This window comes from Catenuloplanes indicus, assembly GCF_030813715.1.
Classification (GTDB): Bacteria; Actinomycetota; Actinomycetes; order Mycobacteriales; family Micromonosporaceae; genus Catenuloplanes; species Catenuloplanes indicus.
On record NZ_JAUSUZ010000001.1, the window covers coordinates 6,685,139 to 6,703,119 of the forward strand.

The 17,981-nt window shown below is 71.1% G+C and carries 16 protein-coding genes; 8 read left to right on the forward strand and 8 right to left on the reverse strand.

Annotated elements, in window-relative coordinates; translation table 11 throughout:
* Positions 1 to 24 precede the first annotated feature (24 nt).
* A complete protein-coding gene (locus tag J2S42_RS30325) occupies positions 25 to 615 on the forward strand; it encodes a hypothetical protein (RefSeq protein ID WP_307244579.1) in 591 nt (196 codons plus the stop codon).
* 3 nt (positions 616 to 618) lie between these two features.
* Complete coding sequence (locus J2S42_RS30330; protein WP_307244581.1) at positions 619 to 1,152, forward strand: GNAT family N-acetyltransferase; 534 nt, start codon at positions 619 to 621, stop codon at positions 1,150 to 1,152.
* Between the two features lie 3 nt (positions 1,153 to 1,155).
* Here the strand turns inward: J2S42_RS30330 and rhaI are convergent, their stop codons facing one another.
* From rhaI to J2S42_RS30360, 6 genes are all read right to left on the reverse strand, one after another.
* Positions 1,156 to 2,319, reverse strand: coding sequence for an L-rhamnose isomerase (gene rhaI, locus J2S42_RS30335; protein WP_307244583.1), 1,164 nt, complete (start codon positions 2,317 to 2,319; stop codon positions 1,156 to 1,158).
* Between the two features lie 5 nt (positions 2,320 to 2,324).
* Complete coding sequence (locus J2S42_RS30340; protein WP_307244585.1) at positions 2,325 to 2,678, reverse strand: L-rhamnose mutarotase; 354 nt, start codon at positions 2,676 to 2,678, stop codon at positions 2,325 to 2,327.
* Positions 2,679 to 2,693: 15 nt separating this feature from the next.
* The gene (gene rhaS, locus J2S42_RS30345; RefSeq protein ID WP_307244587.1) at positions 2,694 to 3,764 is read right to left on the reverse strand and encodes a rhamnose ABC transporter substrate-binding protein; all 1,071 of its coding nucleotides are present in this window, start codon (positions 3,762 to 3,764) and stop codon (positions 2,694 to 2,696) included.
* A gap of 37 nt (positions 3,765 to 3,801) precedes the next feature.
* A complete protein-coding gene (locus tag J2S42_RS30350) occupies positions 3,802 to 4,797 on the reverse strand; it encodes an ABC transporter permease (RefSeq protein WP_307244589.1) in 996 nt (331 codons plus the stop codon).
* Complete coding sequence (locus tag J2S42_RS30355) at positions 4,790 to 5,740, reverse strand: ABC transporter permease (protein WP_307244591.1); 951 nt, start codon at positions 5,738 to 5,740, stop codon at positions 4,790 to 4,792. The genes J2S42_RS30350 and J2S42_RS30355 overlap by 8 nt, the downstream gene beginning before the upstream one ends.
* A 133-nt stretch (positions 5,741 to 5,873) precedes the next feature.
* Positions 5,874 to 7,340: a sugar ABC transporter ATP-binding protein gene (locus J2S42_RS30360; protein WP_307244593.1), complete on the reverse strand. Its 1,467-nt coding sequence runs from the start codon at positions 7,338 to 7,340 to the stop codon at positions 5,874 to 5,876.
* A 237-nt stretch (positions 7,341 to 7,577) separates the two neighbouring features.
* Here J2S42_RS30360 and J2S42_RS30365 point away from each other — a divergent pair, with 237 nt between their 5' ends.
* From J2S42_RS30365 to J2S42_RS30390, 6 genes are all read left to right on the forward strand, one after another.
* On the forward strand, positions 7,578 to 8,621 hold the full coding sequence (locus J2S42_RS30365; RefSeq protein WP_307244595.1) for a LacI family DNA-binding transcriptional regulator: 1,044 nt from the start codon (positions 7,578 to 7,580) through the stop codon (positions 8,619 to 8,621).
* Between the two features lie 509 nt (positions 8,622 to 9,130).
* The gene (locus J2S42_RS30370; RefSeq protein ID WP_307244596.1) at positions 9,131 to 11,188 is read left to right on the forward strand and encodes a bifunctional aldolase/short-chain dehydrogenase; all 2,058 of its coding nucleotides are present in this window, start codon (positions 9,131 to 9,133) and stop codon (positions 11,186 to 11,188) included.
* Positions 11,185 to 12,609 carry a rhamnulokinase gene (locus tag J2S42_RS30375; RefSeq protein ID WP_307244598.1) on the forward strand — a complete coding sequence of 475 codons (1,425 nt, stop codon included), beginning with the start codon at positions 11,185 to 11,187 and terminating at the stop codon, positions 12,607 to 12,609. The genes J2S42_RS30370 and J2S42_RS30375 overlap by 4 nt, the downstream gene beginning before the upstream one ends.
* A 161-nt stretch (positions 12,610 to 12,770) precedes the next feature.
* Positions 12,771 to 15,485, forward strand: a complete 2,715-nt coding sequence (locus J2S42_RS30380; RefSeq protein WP_307244600.1) for an AbfB domain-containing protein — start codon at positions 12,771 to 12,773, stop codon at positions 15,483 to 15,485.
* Positions 15,486 to 15,678: 193 nt separating this feature from the next.
* Positions 15,679 to 16,431: an SAM-dependent methyltransferase gene (locus J2S42_RS30385; protein ID WP_307244603.1), complete on the forward strand. Its 753-nt coding sequence runs from the start codon at positions 15,679 to 15,681 to the stop codon at positions 16,429 to 16,431.
* Positions 16,432 to 16,526: 95 nt separating this feature from the next.
* Positions 16,527 to 16,748 carry a hypothetical protein gene (locus J2S42_RS30390; RefSeq protein ID WP_307244605.1) on the forward strand — a complete coding sequence of 74 codons (222 nt, stop codon included), beginning with the start codon at positions 16,527 to 16,529 and terminating at the stop codon, positions 16,746 to 16,748.
* 42 nt (positions 16,749 to 16,790) lie between these two features.
* Here J2S42_RS30390 and J2S42_RS30395 read toward each other — a convergent pair whose 3' ends face one another.
* Both J2S42_RS30395 and J2S42_RS30400 read right to left on the reverse strand, forming a co-directional pair.
* A complete protein-coding gene (locus J2S42_RS30395; RefSeq protein ID WP_307244607.1) occupies positions 16,791 to 17,276 on the reverse strand; it encodes a hypothetical protein in 486 nt (161 codons plus the stop codon).
* Between the two features lie 79 nt (positions 17,277 to 17,355).
* Positions 17,356 to 17,901 (reverse strand): histidine phosphatase family protein, encoded by a 546-nt coding sequence (locus tag J2S42_RS30400; protein ID WP_307244609.1) that lies wholly within the window; start codon positions 17,899 to 17,901, stop codon positions 17,356 to 17,358.
* Positions 17,902 to 17,981 lie beyond the last annotated feature (80 nt).

Below are 17,981 nucleotides of genomic sequence, written 5' to 3' on the forward strand. Positions count from 1 at the left end.
CCCGCGCGGGAGTAGGGTGGCCCGGTGATCGAGCTGGACGTCACCCCGGAGCGCGCCGCCGAGCCGTCGCCGCGTTCCGGCTGGCTGGCCTATCAGCGTGGCCGGATCGGCGCGGTCCCGTTCCTGATCGCGGCCTTCGTCGCCGGGCTGCTGGTGGGCGGCGGCGGCGTGTACTACGCCGGGGTGCTGCGCCCGCAGGTGGTGGCGGCCCAGGAGGCGGAGGCGCAGGCCCGCGCGGCGCCGCAGCTGCTGGTCGCACGCGATCCGAACGTCTTCGAGACCACGCCGGCCGTGCACGCGGTCCGCGCGGCGAGCCGGATCCTGGTGTCGAACACCGGGCAGTCCGACGTCGTGGTGCACGCGGTGTCCGCGCAGTCCGGCGGCATCCGGATGACGACGGACGTGGAGAAGCCGCGCTGGCTGCAGCCCGGCGGCACGACCGCGCTGGACGTGACGATCGTGTTCGACTGCGACGTCGAGGCACCGGCGCCCCCGGCCACGCGCGTGCTGGTCGAGGCCGCGGACGGCACCCGCAGCGAGATCACCTCCGCGGTGGATCTGACGTCCGCGGACTGGCCCCTGACCTACCTGTCGACGTGCAAAGAGGCCGAGTAGCGGATGTTCTCGCTGGATCTGGGCGACGGGCTGCGGCTGACGCTGGCCGAGGAGCGGCACGCCGGGGCGATCACCGAGCTGATGGTGCGCAATCAGGCGCGGCTGGCGCTCTGGCAGCCGTGGGCCGCGTACCGGCCGACCGTGGAGAGCACCCGGTCGTACATCCGCGGTGGTCTGGACCGGTTCGCGGAGGGGCGCGAGCACTACCTGATCATCGAGCACGCGGGCGTGCCGGTCGGCGCGTGCGGCATGCGGCGGGACCCGCAGACGCTGATCGCGGACGTCGGCTACTGGCTGGACGCGGCCGCCGAGGGGAAGGGCCTGGTCACCCGCGCGGTGACGGCGCTGACCGAGGCCGCGTTCGGCACGTACGGCATGCGGCGGGTGGAGATCCGCACGATGGTGGCGAACGCGCGGGCCCGGGCGGTAGCGGAGCGCTGCGGTTACGAGTTCGAGGGTGTCATGCGGCGGGCGATGCGGTTCGCCGACCGCAACGAGGACGTGGCGCTCTACGCTGCCGTAGAGCGCCACCCGTAGGAACTACGCGCCCCAGCCGGCCTGCTGGCCACCGACCCGGTCGGCGACGATCTTCTTCTGGTAGCCGCTGCGCTTGTACGCCGCGATCGGGTCCGGGTCCAGGCCGGCGTCCTCGCGGACCTCGCGGAGCAGCGGCCGGACGTCCGTGTTGTACGCGTCCATCAGCACCGAGTTCGCCTCCAGCACGTCCCCGGCGGCCTGCGCGGCGAACAGCGCGTCCCGGTCCACCAGCAGCGCCTTCGCGGTCGCCTCCTGGATGTTCAGCACCGACCGGATGATCGCCGGGATCTTCGCCTCGATGTTGTGGCACTGGTCGAGCATGAAGTTGATACCGGCGGCGGTCAGAGCGTCGGCCCGGACGATCTCGTACATGATCCGGAACAGCTGGAACGGGTCGGCCGCACCGGCCATCAGGTCGTCGTCCGCGTAGAACCGGCTGTTGAAGTCGAACGCGCCGAGCTTCCCCTGCCGGAGCAGGAACGCCACGATGAACTCGATGTTCGTGCCCGGCGCGTGGTGGCCGGTGTCGATGCACACCGTGGCCTTCGGGCCCAGTTCCACGCAGTGCGCGTACGACGTACCCCAGTCCGGCACGTCGGTGGCGTAGAACGCCGGCTCGAAGAGCTTGTACTCCAGCAGGATCCGCTGGTCGCCGCTCAGCCGGTCGTAGGCCTCGCGCAGCGCCGCCGCGAGCCGGTCCTGACGCAGCCGCAGGTCGTCCTGGCCCGGGTAGTTGAGTCCGTCGGAGAACCACAGCTTCAGGTCGCGCGAGCCGGTCTGGTCCATGATGTCCACGGCTTCGAGCAGGTGGTCGGTGGCCTTGCGCCGGACCGCCGGGTCCGGGTTGGTGACCGAGCCGAGCTTGTAGTCGTCGTCCTGGAAGACGTTCGTGTTGATCGCGCCCAACTGGATGCCGTTCTCCGCGGCGAAAGCGGACAACTTCGAGTAATCCGCGACCTTGTCCCACGGGATGTGCAGCGCCACGCTCGGCGCCACCCCGGTGAACCGGTGCACCGTGGCCGCGTCCGCGATCTTCTCCTCCGGCGTGCGTGGCACCCCGGCCTGCGCGAACACCTTGAACCGGGTGCCGGAGTTGCCGAACGCCCAGGACGGGGTCTCGATCCGCTGCTCGCGAAGTGCCTGCTTCACCGCGTTCAGGTCAGCCATGTCACTCACTTCTCCGTGATGGACGCCAGTTGGTCGTCCAGGTTGAACACCTCGGTCAGCAGCACGAACCCCTCGTCCGGCGGGCGCCCGTCGATGCCGGTGAAGAACTCCGACATCTCCGCCTGCCAGCGCGCGTTGACCTCGGTCCGTGCCATCGCGGCCTGCGCCGCGGCCAGGTCGTCCGCCTCGACGTATCCGATGAGGAGCCCGTCCGGGCGCAGGAACAGGGAGTAGTTGCGCCAGCCGGTGTCCCGCAGCGCGGCCAGCATGTCCGGCCAGACGGCGCGGTGGCGCGACACGTACTCGTCGATGCGATCCGGCTTGACGTGCAGTTCGAAGCAGTACCGCGGCACAACCACTCCCTGATCAGATGGTCAGAAGTCGAACTGGTCGATGTTCTGCGCGGTGAACTCGGTGGGCGGGCCGAGCACGATCTCGCCGTTCGCCGCGATCGTGTACTCGCCGAGCTTGCCGGCCGTGAACGTCTCGCCCTCCGCGCCGGTGATCCGGCCGGACGCGAGCGCCGCGCCGGCGTACGCGGCCAGGTAGCCGATGTCCGACGGGACCCAGAGCGCGAACTTCGAGACGGTGCCGTCCTTGACGTACTCGCGCATCTGGTTCGGCAGGCCCAGGCCGGTGATCGCGACCTTGCCCTTGTAGCTGGAGGAGGAGACGTACCGCGCGGCCGCCGCGATGCCCACCGTGGTCGGCGAGACGATCACCTTCAGGTTCGGGTACGACCGGAGCAGACCCTGCGCCTCCTGGAACGACTTCTGGTCCTCGTCGTTGCCGTAGACGGTCTTGACCAGCTTCAGCTTGCTGTACTCCGGCTTCTTCAGCTCCTCCTCGACGACCTTGATCCAGGCGTTCTGGTTGGTCGCGTTCGGCGTCGCGGACAGGATCGCGATCTCGCCCTCGCCACCGGCCAGCTCGTTCGCCATCGTCGCCAGGCTCTCGCCGATGCCCTGTGTGGTGGCCTGGTTGATGAAGACGTCCCGGCAGTCCCTGGACGCGTCCGAGTCGAACGAGACGATCTTGATGCCGGCCTGGCGGGCCTGCTGCAGCGACGGGCAGACCGCGTTCGGGTCGTTCGCCGCGATGCCGATCACGTCCTGCTGCTGCTGGATCAGCGTATTGATGTAGCTGACCTGACTGGACGCGGCCGCGTCGTTCGGTCCGACCAGCTTGTACTCGCCCTTCAGCTCGCCGACCGCGACCTCGCCGCCACCGGCCAGCACGTCCGAGTACGGGTTGTTCAGCTGCTTCGGCAGGAAGGCGATCTTCAGGCCCTCCTTGAGCGCGGCGTTCGGGTCCGCGGTCGCGGTGGACGCCGGTCCGGCCGCGCCGCTGTTGTCGCCCTTGCTGGTGCCACCGCACGCGGCGATCCCCAGCGTCAGCAGCGACGCGGTGGCCACGGCCAGCGCGCGCGTGGTGTGAGTCCTCATGGGTGCCCTTCCTCTGTTGCCACGGGAGATGTGAAGATCAAGAACTTTTCGCGGGTACGGCCCGGAGGCGCCGCCGGCGCAGCGAGTCGCGGACGCCGGCGATGACGTTGGGGAGCAGGACGGACGCGATCAGCAGCACGCCGGTCACGATGTTCAGCGCCTGGCCGGACACGTCCCGCAGGCGCAGCGCGTTCTGCAGCGTGGCCAGCAGCAGCACGCCGGAGAGCACGCCCCACAGGCTGCCCCGGCCGCCGAAGATCGAGACACCGCCGAGCAGCACCGCGGCCACCACGGCCAGTTCCAGCCCGGCGCCGTTGTCGGCCCTCGCACTGGAGTACCGGAGCGTCCACAGCACACCGGCCAGGCCGGCGATCGCGCCGCTCACCACGTACAGCCAGAACTTGGTCCGGGTGACGTTGATCCCGGAGAAGCGGGCGGCCCGGTCGTTCGCGCCGATCGCGAACAGCGACCGGCCGACCGGCGTGGCGTGCAGCACCAGCCCGAACAGCACCGCGAGCACGACCAGCACGATCAGCACGTTGGGGATCGGGCCACCGCCGATCGTGCCGGTGACCCAGCCGGTGAACGTCCACGGGAAGTCCGCGACCGCGGCGTCGCCGAGCACCACCAGCGCGAGCCCGCGGTAGAGCGCGAGCGTGCCGATCGTGACCGCCAGCGACGGCAGGCCGAGCCGGTTGATCAGCACGCCGTTGACGGCGCCGAGCAGCGCGCCGATCAGCACGCAGAGCGGGATGATCGTCTCGATGGTCAGCCCGCGGTTCCACAGGTCACCCATGATCGCGCTGGTCAGGCCGAGCGTGCTGGCCACGCTCAGGTCGATCTCACCGGTGATCACGATCAGCGTCATCGGCAGCGCGATCAGCGCGATCGGCAGCAGATCCAGGATCAGGAACGTGAAGTTCGTGCTGTTGCCGAAGTTCTCCACGCCGATGCTCGCGGCGACGACGACCACCGCCGTGACTGCGATGATCACGCTGTCCCAGCTCGCGAGCCGGCCCCTCAGCTCAGACATGCGAGTCCCTCTTCCGAAGCGTCCGGGCGATGCGCACCGCGACCAGCCGGTCCGCGCCGATGGCCAGCACGATCAGCGCGCCGACGATGGCCTGCTGCCAGAACTGGTTGATGTCCAGCACGGCGAGCGCGCTGCCGATCACGGTGAGCAGCAGCGCGCCGAGGCCCGCGCCCCAGATCGTGCCGCTGCCGCCGAACACCGCCACGCCGCCGACCACCACGGCCGCGACCACCTGCAGCTCGAAGCCGTTGCCGGTGGCCGCGTCGACGGTGCCGAACCGGGACGCGTGCAGCACGCCGCCGAGCCCGGCCAGTGCACCGCTGATCATGAACGCGATCAGCGTGTTCCGGGCGATCCTGATCCCGGCCAGGCCGGCCGCCTGCGGGCTGGAGCCCATCGCGTAGAGCTCGCGGCCGATCCGGTAGTTGCGCATCATCAGGCCGGCGCCGGCGATCACCACCAGCGCGATCAGGACCGGCCACGGTACGCCGAGGAACGCGCTGTTCGCGAAGGCCAGGAAGTGCCGGGGCACCTCGTCCGCGGTGACCTGCCGGCCGCCGGCCCACGAGTAGGTGAGGCCGCGGTAGGCGTACATCGTGCCGAGCGTGACGACCAGCGCGGGCACGTTGCCGAAGTGCACCAGCACGCCGTTGACCACGCCGGCCACCGCGCCGATCAGCAGGCCCAGCCCGAGCGCGGCGACCATCGGCAGGCCCGGGTTGCCCTGCATCACGGTCGCCACCGTGAACGCGCTCAGGCCGAGCACCGAGCCGACGCTCAGGTCGATGTGCCGGGTGATCACCACGACCGCCGTGCCGGCCGCGAGCACGGCCAGGATCGCGGTGTTGAGCAGGATGTCCGTGATGCTCTGTGTCCCGAGGAAGCGCGGCTGGTTGATCGCGGTGTAGGCGACCAGGAGCAGCAGCGCGAGCACGATGCCCATCTCGCGCTGCCTGAGTGGATTGCCCAACCTCGGGGGCCTCACTGCGGTCACGGACGTCACGATGCCGGGCTCCCGTCTGTACTGCGGTTCCAGCGCGGTCGGCGCTGAGCCGATGATTCAGTGGCAAGCTCCCTCATGACACCCGCTGTCCCATCGCGGCGTACATCACGGACTCCTCGGTGGCCTCGGCGCGGGCGAGCTCCGCGACCAGGTGGCCCTCGCGCAGCACCAGCACCCGGTCGGCCATGCCGAGCACCTCGGGCAGCTCGGACGAGACCATCACCACGGCCATGCCGTCCGCGGCCAGCTGCGACATCAGCCGGTGCACCTCGGCCTTGGTGCCGACGTCGATGCCGCGGGTCGGCTCGTCCACGATCAGCAGCTTCGGCGCGGTGGCCAGCCACTTGGCCAGCACCACCTTCTGCTGGTTGCCGCCGGAGAGCGTGCCGACCAGGTCGGAGAGCCGGCCGAACTTGGTCTGCAGCTTCCGCGTCCAGTCGGTCGCCTCGCGCCGCTCCGCGCCGCCGAACAGCAGGCCCAGTCGGGCCAGCGCGCCGGAGCGGGGGAGCGTCACGTTCCGCTCGATCGACAGGTCCATCACCAGACCCTGCTGGCGGCGGTCCTCCGGGACCAGCGCCAGGCCCGCGGTCATCGCGGCGCGCGGGTTGCCCGGCCGGAGCCGCTTGCCGAGGAACGTGACGGTGCCGCTGTCGTACGGGTCGACGCCGAACACCGCCTGCATCACCTCGGAGCGGCCGGAGCCGACCAGCCCGGCCAGCGCCACGATCTCACCGGCCCGCACCTCGAACGAGATGTCGCGGAAGACGCCGGCCCGGGTGAGCCCGTCGACGGTCAGCACCACGTCGCCGGCGGTCACGTCCTGCTTCGGGAAGAGCGCGGAGAGGTCGCGGCCGACCATCCGGCGGATCATGTCGTCCACCGTCAGGTCCTCGACCCGCTCGGTGCAGACGTGCCGCCCGTCCCGCATGATCGTGACGCGCTGGCAGAGCGCGGTGATCTCCTCGAACCGGTGCGAGATGAACATGATCGCGGCGCCCTCGTCGCGCAGCGACCGGACCACGGAGAAGAGCCGGCCGACCTCGACACCGGAGAGCGCCGCGGTCGGCTCGTCCATGATCAGGACTTTGGCGTGCGTGGCGAGCGCCTTGGCGATCTCGACGATCTGCTGGTCCGCGATGGAGAGGCCGCGGGCCGGCCGGTCCGGGTCGATCCGCACGCCGAGCCGGGCGAACAGTCGCTCGGCCGTGGCCCGCATGGCCTTCCGGTCGATCTGGCGCAGCCGGGTCAGCGGCGCGTTGCCCATCGCGATGTTCTCCGCGACCGAGAGGTCCGGGAACAGCGTGGGCTCCTGGTAGATGACCGCGATGCCGGCCGCCTTCGCGTCGGCCGGGGAACCGAACGCGACATCCGTGCCGCTCGCGCGCAGCGTGCCGGTGTCCGGCCGGTGCACACCGGCCAGCATCTTGACGATCGTGGACTTGCCGGCGCCGTTCTCCCCGACGAGCGCGTGCGCCTCACCGGCGTGCAGCGGGAAGGAGACGCCCTGCACGGCGGCGACCGCGCCGAAGGACTTGCTCACGTCCAGGGCCTCTAGTAACGCCGGGCCTGACGACGTGCTTCGATCTGTCGTCACGGGCCACCTCCGCGTCTCGTCGATGTAGTTGAAACATTTCAAGCGAGTTAGGGTGACGCTAGGTGGCGTCGGTCACACGTGTCAAGGCTGCGCGGGAAATCGTTAGGAAACATGACGTCCGTGTGGAGGTGCGTACCGTAGGGTGTCTCTACAACGTTTCAAAGTCCCCAGGAGTTCGCCTTGGTGAGCCAGCAGCGTGCCCGGCCGGGTTCCCGCACGCCCTCGGTCAAGGACGTGGCGGCCGCCGCGGACGTGTCGCTCGGCACCGTCTCCAATGTGCTCAACCGCCCGGAGCGGGTCAGCCCGTCCACCCGGGAGCGGGTCGAGCGCGCCATGGCCGAGCTGGGCTTCGTGCGCAACGAGTCGGCCCGGCAACTGCGTGCCGGGACCAGCCGCACGCTGGCGTACGTGATGCTGGATGCCACCAACCCGTTCTTCAACGACGTGGCGCAGGGCATCGAGCTGGCCGCGGAGGACGCGGACCTGTCGCTGTTCATCTGCAACAGCAACGGCCGCGCCGAACGCGAGGAGGCGCACCTCGACCGCCTGCTCCAGCAACGCGTGCAGGGCATCCTGATCACGCCGGTCAACGCGGACGCGCCGTACCTGGACGAGATCTCCCGTCGCGGCATCCCGGTAGTGATCGTCGACCGGCACCGCGACTCCGGCGGCTTCTGCTCGGTCGGCGTCGACGACGTGCTGGGCGGGCGGATCGCGGTCGAGCACCTGATCGAGCAGGGGCACCACCGGGTCGCGTTCGTCGGTGGGCCCGACTCGATCGGCCAGGTGCGCGAGCGGCTGGAGGGCGCCCGGCAGATCTGGGCCGAGTTCGGCCGCGACCCCGCCGACCTGGTTCACCTGCCCACCGAGGCGGTCACGGTCAGCGAGGGCCGGTCCGCCGGCGAGCGGCTCGCCGGGCTCGCGGCCCGCCGTCGGCCCACGGCCGCGTTCTGCGCGAACGATCTACTGGCGCTGGGCCTGCTGCAGCAGGCCGTGAGCGCGGGCGCGCGGGTGCCGGAGGACCTGGCGATCGTCGGCTTCGACGACATCGAGTTCGCCGCCGCGGCCGCGGTGCCGCTCACCTCGGTGCGCCAGCCGCGCCAGGAGCTGGGCCGCGCGGCCGCGAAGCTGCTGCTGGACGAGGCGATCAACCCGCAGCACCGGCACGAGCAGGCCACGTTCATCCCGGAGCTGGTCGCCCGCGCGTCCACCGCGAACCGCTCCTGACCGGGTGGGCGACGTGATGGGACCGGTGATGCCGGCTGCCGGCGCCGCGTCCACCCGCCGGGGCGTCCGGCGTCGCTCGCGAGCGCGGCAGCGGCCGGTCGAGGATGCGATATGGCGAAATGCCGGTCGCGGTGCGCCGTGATGCCGGTCGCGGTGCGCCGTGATGCTGGTCGCGGTGCGCCGTGATGCTGGTTACGGTGCGCCGTGATGCCGGCGCGGAGCAGCGAAACGCCGAGCCTGGAGCGGCGAAACGCCGGTCGCGGAGCGCCGAAATGCCGGCGCGGAACGGCGAGACGCCGGGAGCGGAGCGCCGGGTGCCGATGCCCGCGCGCGCGACCGTGTGCCGGTCGGCAGCGGCCGGCTCGTTGAACGTTTCATCCGATGCGCCGGGGTTGACCCGGCCCAGTCGCGCGACGTAGCCTGTCCGTGACTCATGAAACGTTTCACGTCGGCCGGACCATCGGCACGGCGTGTCCGGAAGTCCCGACCACCTCCGCGAGAAGGACACCATGACGAACCCCGCAGTGCGTGACCTGCTGGACCGCAGCAACCGGCTGGGTGCGGACCCGCGCAACACGAACTATGCCGGTGGCAACACGTCCGTGAAGGCCGCCGGCACGGATCCGGTGACCGGTGCGCCGACCGAGCTGCTCTGGGTGAAGGGGTCGGGAGGGGACCTCGGCACGCTGCGGGAGGAGGGGCTCGCGGTGCTGCGGCTGGACCGGCTGCGGGCGCTGGTGGACGTCTATTCGCGGGGTGCCGGCGGAGGCGGCCCGGTCGGCTCGGCGCGCGAGGACGAGATGGTGTCCCTTTTCGACTACTGCCTGCACGGGCGTGGTGGTGCGGCGCCGTCGATCGACACGGCGATGCACGGTCTGGTGGACGCGGCGCACGTCGACCACCTGCACCCGGACGCGGGTATCGCGATCGCGACCGCGGCGGACGGGCCGGCGCTGACCAAGGAGATCTTCGGTGACCGGGTGGTCTGGGTGCCGTGGCGGCGGCCGGGGTTCCAGCTGGGGCTGGACATCGCGGCGGTGCAGGCGGCGAACCCGCAGGCGATCGGGTGCATCCTCGGCGGGCACGGGATCACGGCGTGGGGGGCGACCAGCGACGAGTGCGAGCGCAACTCGCTGACCATCATCGAGACCGCGGCGGCGTACATCGAGGCGAACGGGCGGCCGGAGCCGTTCGGGCGGCTGATCGTCCCGGCGCTGGGCGAGGAGGAGCGGCACGCCCGGGCGGCCGCGCTGTTCCCGGTGCTCCGTGGGCTGGTGTCGACCGACCGGCCGCAGGTCGGGCACTACACGGACGTACCGGAGGTGCTGGACTTCGTGGGCCGGGAGCGGCTGGCCGAGCTGGCGGAGAAGGGGACGTCCTGCCCGGACCACTTCCTTCGTACCAAGGTCAAGCCACTGGTGCTGGATTGTGGTCCGGACGTGTCGATCGAGGACACCGTCGCGCGGCTGACGGAGCTGCACGAGGCGTACCGGGAGGACTACCGCGCCTACTACGAGCGGCATGCGACCGGCGACTCGCCGGCGATGCGCGGTGCGGACCCGGCGATCGTGCTGGTGCCGGGCGTGGGCATGTTCTCGTTCGGGGCGAACAAGCAGACCGCGCGGGTGGCCGGTGAGTTCTACGTCAACGCGATCAACGTGATGCGCGGCGCGGAGGCGCTGTCCGGCTACGCGCCGATCGACGAGTCGGAGAAGTTCCGGATCGAGTACTGGGCGCTGGAGGAGGCGAAGCTGCGGCGCATGCCGAAGCCGAAGCCGCTCGCCACCCGGGTCGCGTTCGTGACCGGCGGCGGGTCCGGCATCGGCCGGGCGATCGCGCTGCGGCTCGCGGCCGAGGGCGCCTGCGTGGTGGTCGCGGATCGCAACGTCCGCACGGCGCGGACGGTGGCGCACGAGATCGGCGGCACCGATCAGGCGATCGCGGTGGAGGCGGACGTGACGGACGGCGCCGCGGTGGCCACGGCGCTGGCCGTCGCGACCCGGGCGTTCGGCGGCGTCGACCTGGTCGTCAACAACGCCGGCCTCTCCGTCTCCAAGCCGCTGCTGGAGACCACCGAGGCGGACTGGGACCTGCAGCACGACGTGATGGCGAAGGGTTCGTTCCTGGTCTCCCGGGAGGCCGCGCGGATCATGGTCGCCCAGGGCATGGGCGGCGACATCGTCTACATCTCCTCGAAGAACTCGCTGTTCGCCGGGCCGAACAACGTGGCGTACGGCGCGGCCAAGGCCGATCAGGCGCACCAGGTCCGGCTGCTCGCGGCCGAGCTGGGCGGTTACGGGATCCGGGTCAACGGCATCAACCCGGACGGCGTGGTCCGCGGGTCCGGCATCTTCGCCGGTGGCTGGGGCGCGAAGCGGGCCGCGGTCTACGGCGTGCCGGAGGAGGAGCTGGGCGCCTACTACGCGCAGCGCACGCTGCTCAAGCGCGAGGTGCTGCCGGAGCACGTGGCGAACGCGGTGTTCGTGCTGACCGCGGGCGAGCTGTCGCACACCACCGGCCTGCACGTCCCGGTCGACGCCGGCGTCGCCGCGGCCTTCCTCCGATGACCGCACGGACCTTCGCGGCTGTCGACCTCGGCGCCTCCTCGGGCCGGGTGATCAAGGCGACGCTCGACGGGGCGACGCTGAGCCTCGACGAGGTGCACCGCTTCCCGAACGAGCCGGTCCGGGTCAACGGCACGCTGCACTGGGACATCCTCGCGCTGTACCGCGGCGTACTGGACGGGCTGCGCAAGGCCGGGCCGGTGGACAGCATCGGCATCGACTCGTGGGCGGTCGACCACGGCCTGCTGGACGCGACCGGCGCGCTGCTCGGCAACCCGGTGCACTACCGGGACGCGCGCACCACCGGCGTCTGGCGGGACGTGGCCGAGGCGATCGGCGAGGAGCGGCTCTACGGCATCACCGGGCTGCAACAGCTGAACTTCAACACGCTCTACCAGCTGTCGGCCGCGCGTGGCACGCCGGTGCTGGCCGCGGCCCGGCACGTCCTGATGATCCCGGACCTGATCGCGTTCTGGCTCACCGGCGAGATCGGCGCGGAGATCACCAACGCGTCCACGACCCAGCTCTACGACCTGAACAAGCGCGCCTGGTCCACCGAGCTGATCACCGAGGCCGGCCTCGACCCGGGCCTGTTCCCGCCGCTGCGCGAGCCGGGCACGGTGATCGGCCGGGCCCGGGACCTGGCCGGGCAGCCCGCGGTCGTCGCGGTCGGCTCGCACGACACCGCGTCGGCCGTGGTCGCGGTGCCGGCCGCGGACCCGCACTTCGCGTACATCTCCTGCGGCACCTGGTCGCTGGTCGGCGTGGAGCTGGACCGGCCGGTGCTCACCGAGGCCAGCCGCGCCGCGAACTTCACCAACGAGGGCGGCGTCGACGGCACGATCCGCTATCTGCGCAACGTGATGGGCCTCTGGCTGCTCCAGGAGTCCTGCCGCACGTGGGGTTCGCCGGATCTCGCGGAGCTGCTGGACGCCGCGGCCGCACGGGAACCGTTCGTCTCCGTGGTCGACCCGGACCACGAGGACTTCCTGGCGCCCGGTGACATGCCGGCCCGGATCGCGGCGTTCTGCCGCCGCACCGGCCAGCCGGTGCCGGCCGACCGGCCCGCGGTGGTGCGGACCGTCATGGACAGTCTCGCGCTCGCCCACCGGCGGACGGTCCGGGAGGTCGCCGCGCTCTCCGGCACGCGCGTCGACGTGGTGCACATGGTCGGCGGCGGCGCCCGCAACACGCTGCTCTGCCAGCTCACCGCGGACGCCACCGGCCTGCCGGTGCTGGCCGGGCCGGTCGAGGCAACCGCGCTGGGCAACGTGCTGGTCCAGGCGCGGGCTGCCGGTGCCGCCGGTCCGGACCTGGCCGCGCTGCGCGCGCTGCTGCGCGACACGCAGCGGCTCACCCGCTATCAGCCGGCCGGCGACCCGGCCGCGTGGGCCGCCGCCGTCGCGCGTCTGGGCTTTTCCTGACCTGCCCCGGTACGAACGGCGACCGCGGCCCGCCCGGCACCGAGACCGAGCGAGCCGCGGTCATTTCATCGACGTCTGCCGTTGCGTAGGCGAAGGGCGCGTTCTATAAACAACGTTATGTGAAAGCGCTCTCTCGTTACCCCACCACTGGGAGCAGGCCGATGAAGAAGGTCCTGACCTGGCTGGCGACCGCCGTCCTGGCCGCCGGTTCCGCGATCCTGATGTATCCCGGCGCCGCGAACGCCGCGTACATCCCGAAGACGCCGCCGCTGTCCACGCCGTGGACCTCGCAGGTGTCGCCGACCCACCCGCTGCCGGAGTACCCGCGCCCGCAGCTGACCCGGCCGGACTGGCAGAGCCTGAACGGGCAGTGGCAGTTCGCCGCGTCGACGCAGATCACCACGCCGCCGGCCGGGCAGACGCTGGCGGAGACCGTGCTGGTGCCGTACCCGATCGAATCCGCGCTCTCCGGGATCATGCGGCACGAGGACACCATGTTCTACAAGCGCACGTTCACCGTGCCGGCGTCCTGGGCCGGGCGGCGCGTGCAGCTGAACTTCGGCGCGGTCACCTGGCGGGCGAACGTGTGGGTGAACGGCGCCGCCGCGGGCTCGCACACCGGCGGGTACGACGCGTGGTCGCTGGACGTCACGCCGCACCTGAACGGCGGGACCAACGAGCTCATCGTCGGCGTGCACTCGCCGGTGGACGCGGCCGGCATCCCGCTCGGCAAGCAGCGGCTCAACCCGGGCGGCATCTTCTACACCGCGGCGTCCGGAATCTGGCAGAGCGTGTGGCTGGAGCCGACCACGCCGGGGCGGATCACCCGGCTGGACACCACTCCGGACGTACCCGGGCAGGCCCTCGACCTTGATGTGCGGACCGTGAACGCGACCGGTCAGACCGTCACCGCGACCGTCTCCACCGGCGGTACCACGGTGGCGACCGCGTCCGCGCCGGCCGGCACCCGGCTGCGCATCCCGCTGCCGGGTGCGCGGCTGTGGAGCCCGGACGACCCGTTCCTCTACGACCTGCGCGTCACGCTCTCCGGCGGCGACAGCGTGGGCGGATATTTCGGCATGCGGTCCGTCTCGACCGCGGTGGTGAACGGGTTCCTCCGGCCGGTGGTGAACGGGCGGTTCTACTTCCAGATGGGCACGCTCGACCAGGGCTACTGGCCGGACGGCATCTACACCGCGCCGACCGACGAGGCGCTGCGCTTCGACCTGGAACGGCAGAAGGCGCTCGGCTACAACACGGTCCGCAAGCACATCAAGGTCGAACCGGCGCGCTGGTTCTACCACGCGGACCGGCTCGGGCTACTGGTCATGCAGGACATGCCGTCGATGCGTACCGGGGTCACGCCGTCCGCGTCCGACCGGGCCAATTTCGAGGACGAGCTGCGGCGGATGATCGACCAGCTGCGCGGGATCACGTCGATCGTGCAGTGGGTCCCGTTCAACGAGGGCTGGGGCGAGTACGACGAGGCGCGGATCACCGACCTGGTCAAGGCGTACGACCCGACCCGGCTGGTGAACGGCAACTCCGGCTCGAACTGCTGCGGGCGCGATCCGGGCAACGGCGACGTGGTCGACGATCACATCTACGTCGGCCCGGGTCTCACCCAACCACCGAGCACGACCCGGATCGCGCAACTCGGCGAGTTCGGCGGGCTCGGGCTGCGGGTGGCCGGGCACGAGTGGTCGCCGGGCAACGGCTTCGGCTACGAGATGGTCGCGGACACGACGGCGCTCAACCGGCGGTACGTCGAGGTGACGGACACGCTGCAGGGGCTGATCCGGTCGCGCGGGCTGTCCGGGTCGATCTACACCGAGCCGACGGACGTGGAGAACGAGGTCAACGGCCTCTACACGTACGACCGGCAGGTCTTCAAGATGAATGTCGATCAGATCCGGGCCGCGCACCTGGCCGTCCAGGGTGCGGCGGCGTGGCTGCGGCCCGGCGAATCGATCTCGCTCGGCGTGACCACGCCCGGTTTCACGGACCGCTACCTGCGTCACGCGAACTCGCTCGGCGTGACGTCCCCGGTCTCGTCCGACGCGCTCTCCCGGCAGGACACCACGTTCCGCGTCCGGGCCGGGCTGGCCGGCAGCGGATGCTGGTCGTTCGAGTCCCGCAACTACCCCGGCCGCTACCTGCGGCACGCGAACTCACGGATCCGGCTGGACGCCACCGACGGTTCCGCGCTGTTCGCCGCGGACGCGACGTTCTGCGCGCGGACCGGGCGGACCGCCGCGGGCATCTCGTTCGAGGCGTACAACCAGCCCGGCCGGTTCCTGCGGCACTACAACGGCGAGGTGTGGATCGCCGGCCCGGCCGAGAACCCCGCGTCGTACGCCGCGGACACCACCTGGCAGATCGCGTCCCCGTGGTGGCGCAGCGGCGCCGACCTGACCACCGGCGCGCGGATCTCGCTCGGCGTGACCACGCCCGGCTTCACCGACCGCTACCTGCGCCACCAGGACTCGCTCGGCGTCACGTCCGTGGTCACGTCCACGTCGGACGCGACCACCCGCGCGGACGCCACGTTCACCGTCCGTCCCGGCCTGGCCGACCCGTCCTGCTACTCGCTCGAGTCGGTCAACTACCCCGGCCGCTACCTGCGCCACTCCAACTTCCGCCTCCGCCTCGACGCCACCGACGGCGGCACGGTCTTCCCGTGGGACGCCACGTTCTGCGCGGAGCCCGGCACCGGCGGGGTGACGCTGCGGTCGTACAACATGGCCGGCCACGCGGTCCGCCACTACTCCGCCCAGGTCTGGATCGCCACCTCCGGCGGCCCGCACACCCCTCAGGACGCCGCAGCCGGCTTCCCCGCCGACACCACATGGCGGATCGCGGCGCCGCTCGGCTGACCCGCTCGTAGCTCCGGGCCGCACCCTGTCGCGGGCCGGAGCTCCGTGAGGCCGATGGGTCAAAACCCGTCGCGGGGACGGGCGGGGGACGTTAGCGTGCGGGGGAAGCTCGGAGCGGGAGTGTGGTGACCTATGACCGTCGTCGGTGTGTTCTCAGGGAAGCGATCAGGAGACCGAGACGACGTGAGGAAGCATGACCGTGGATCTACCGAGGCATTTTGTCATTCGAGAGAGTAGTCATCGGGTTCTGAACCCGATCGAGCCGGCGCAGCTGGCGACGCTGGGGGCGGCGCTGCGGCTGCCGGTGGGCGGTACGGTGCTGGATCTGGCCTGTGGCAAGGGCGAGCTGTTGTGCACCTGGGCGCGGGATCACGGGATCACCGGCACCGGCGTGGACATCGGCACCGCGTTCCTGGCCGACGCCCGGGAGCGGGCGGCCGGCCTGGGTGTCGCGGACCGCGTCGCCTTCGTGCACGGCGACGCCGGGGAGTACGTGGCGGCGGAACTGGTGGACGTGGTGGCGTGCATCGGCGCGACCTGGATCGGCGGGGGTACGCCGGGCACGGTGCGGCTGATGGAGCGGAGCCGGAAACCAAGCGGGATGCTGCTGGTCGGCGACGTGTTCTGGCGGGTGGATCCGCCGCGCGAAGCGGTGGACGCACTGTTCGGGGATCTGCGCGGCGTGGACTGCCTGCCGCTGCCGGAGTCCGTGGAGCGGTTCCACGCGCTGGGGTACGACGTGGTCGAGTTCGTCGCGGCGGACGAGCGTGGCTGGGACCGTTACGTGGCCGCCGGCTGGCTCAGCATGCGGCGGTGGCTGGACGCGAACCCGGACGACGAGCTGGCGCCGGAGATCCGGGCGGAATTGACCCGATCCCAGCTGCACCATGTGCGCTGGCAGCGGCCGTACCTGGGCTGGGGGACCTTCGCCCTGATGCGCCGGTAGGCGCTCGGCCGCCGGACGCGGGATCACGGCAACCGGCCGTCAAGATCGGTCTGCTAGCCTCTGCGCCGTTCCATTGTGGAAGACCTGGAGGACCCATGGCAGTCACCGGTGATCTGAGCAAGATCGTCGACAAGGAGTACCAGGACAAGAGCCTCGAGGAGATCGCGGCCGCGCCGGTCGCGGCCCTCGCCGGCATCAGCGAGACGGGTGCGAAGTACCTGCGCGACGCCCTGGGCATCAAGACGATCGGCGAGCTCGGCCGGAACAAGTACTTCCGCGCCTCCGCGGCGATCGTCGACCTGCTCGACGCCAAGTAGGAAGAGCACGAGGGGGTACGTGTCCGTACCCCCTCGTGTGTCTCACAGCAGAGCCGTGTTCCAGACCTCCGAGGCCTTCTCGTGGGAGCCGACGCCCTCGTGGAAGGCGTCCGCGATCTTCAGGAACTCCTCGCGTTCGACGTTGTCGAAGCCGAGGAACCGCGGGCGGTGCACGGCGAAACCCTCCCGGTCGGTGTGCGGGCGGTACGGGATGGCCACCGCCATGGCGCTCCGCTCCGGGAAGTAGGAGACGGCGCGCACGATCAGCGCGTCGATGCGCGGCGTGGCGGCGAGGTGGATGAAACCCTCGACGACGAGGGCGGCCCGGGTGGCCGCGAACTCGTTGGACTCGAGCGCATCCTGGCCGTTGCGGACCGAGATGCCCGGGTCGTCGCCGGCGAAACGGGCCATGGCGCGGTCGCCGTCGGCCTGCTCGTATCCCATCAGCGGGACGAGCTTGTCGCCGGTGGACACGCTCCAGATGGCGTGCGCTGCGAAGAACCCAGCTAAGCGGGCTGTCTCTTGCATGGCTCGAAAGGATACGGGACCCCGGCTACACCTGACGTTGCGCGCGTTTGTCAAGATGCCGATCCGGGTGAGGTCGAGATCACAAGTGGCTGACCTCGTTGAACGCCATCAGCGCGGGCGGCCGGCCGGGCCGGTAGAGGATCGTGGTGAGCCCGCAGTTGACCGCGTTCAATCCGAGCCAGCGCGGCTCCGGCGCGTCCAGCGCGTCCCGGACGAACCAGCCCACGGTGAACGCGTGCGTGACGATCAGCTCGTGCGTCTCGGTCTCGGCCGGCCGCGCGAATCTGGCCAGGGCCGCGCGGGCCAGTGCTTCGCCGAGCGCGTACTCCTCCTCGGTGACCTCCGCCAGGAAGTCCTGGAACACGCGCGGCAGCGCGGCCCGGTCACCGACCGGCGGGACGTAGTCACCACAGACATCGAGTTCCCGCACCGGTACGCCGGGCAGCCGCGACGCGATGATCCGGGCGGTCTCCGCGGCGCGCGGCAGCGGACCGTGGTGCAGCGACGCGATCGGTAACGCGGCCAGCCGGTCGCCGGTCGCCGCGGCCTGCCGCCGCCCGGTCTCGGTGAGCGCGCCGTCGGCCGCCTCACCGTGCCGGACCAGGTGCACGTAACGCGCTGTCATGATGTTGTCTTCATCCCTTTCGGACGGTGGGGTGCACGAAAAGTGACGGCCGCGACCGGGGATGATGACTCTGGGTATCT

Coding starts and splice junctions, on each gene's coding strand:
- J2S42_RS30350 (WP_307244589.1), bottom strand. CDS start 4,797: ATGTCTGAGCTGAGGGGCCGGCTCGCGAGCTGGGACAGCGTGATCATC.
- J2S42_RS30370 (WP_307244596.1), top strand. CDS start 9,131: ATGACGAACCCCGCAGTGCGTGACCTGCTGGACCGCAGCAACCGGCTG.
- J2S42_RS30400 (WP_307244609.1), bottom strand. CDS start 17,901: ATGACAGCGCGTTACGTGCACCTGGTCCGGCACGGTGAGGCGGCCGAC.
- J2S42_RS30375 (WP_307244598.1), top strand. CDS start 11,185: ATGACCGCACGGACCTTCGCGGCTGTCGACCTCGGCGCCTCCTCGGGC.
- J2S42_RS30390 (WP_307244605.1), top strand. CDS start 16,527: ATGGCAGTCACCGGTGATCTGAGCAAGATCGTCGACAAGGAGTACCAG.
- J2S42_RS30355 (WP_307244591.1), bottom strand. CDS start 5,740: ATGGGCATCGTGCTCGCGCTGCTGCTCCTGGTCGCCTACACCGCGATC.
- J2S42_RS30385 (WP_307244603.1), top strand. CDS start 15,679: ATGACCGTGGATCTACCGAGGCATTTTGTCATTCGAGAGAGTAGTCAT.
- J2S42_RS30395 (WP_307244607.1), bottom strand. CDS start 17,276: ATGCAAGAGACAGCCCGCTTAGCTGGGTTCTTCGCAGCGCACGCCATC.
- J2S42_RS30380 (WP_307244600.1), top strand. CDS start 12,771: ATGAAGAAGGTCCTGACCTGGCTGGCGACCGCCGTCCTGGCCGCCGGT.
- rhaI (WP_307244583.1), bottom strand. CDS start 2,319: ATGGCTGACCTGAACGCGGTGAAGCAGGCACTTCGCGAGCAGCGGATC.
- J2S42_RS30330 (WP_307244581.1), top strand. CDS start 619: ATGTTCTCGCTGGATCTGGGCGACGGGCTGCGGCTGACGCTGGCCGAG.
- rhaS (WP_307244587.1), bottom strand. CDS start 3,764: ATGAGGACTCACACCACGCGCGCGCTGGCCGTGGCCACCGCGTCGCTG.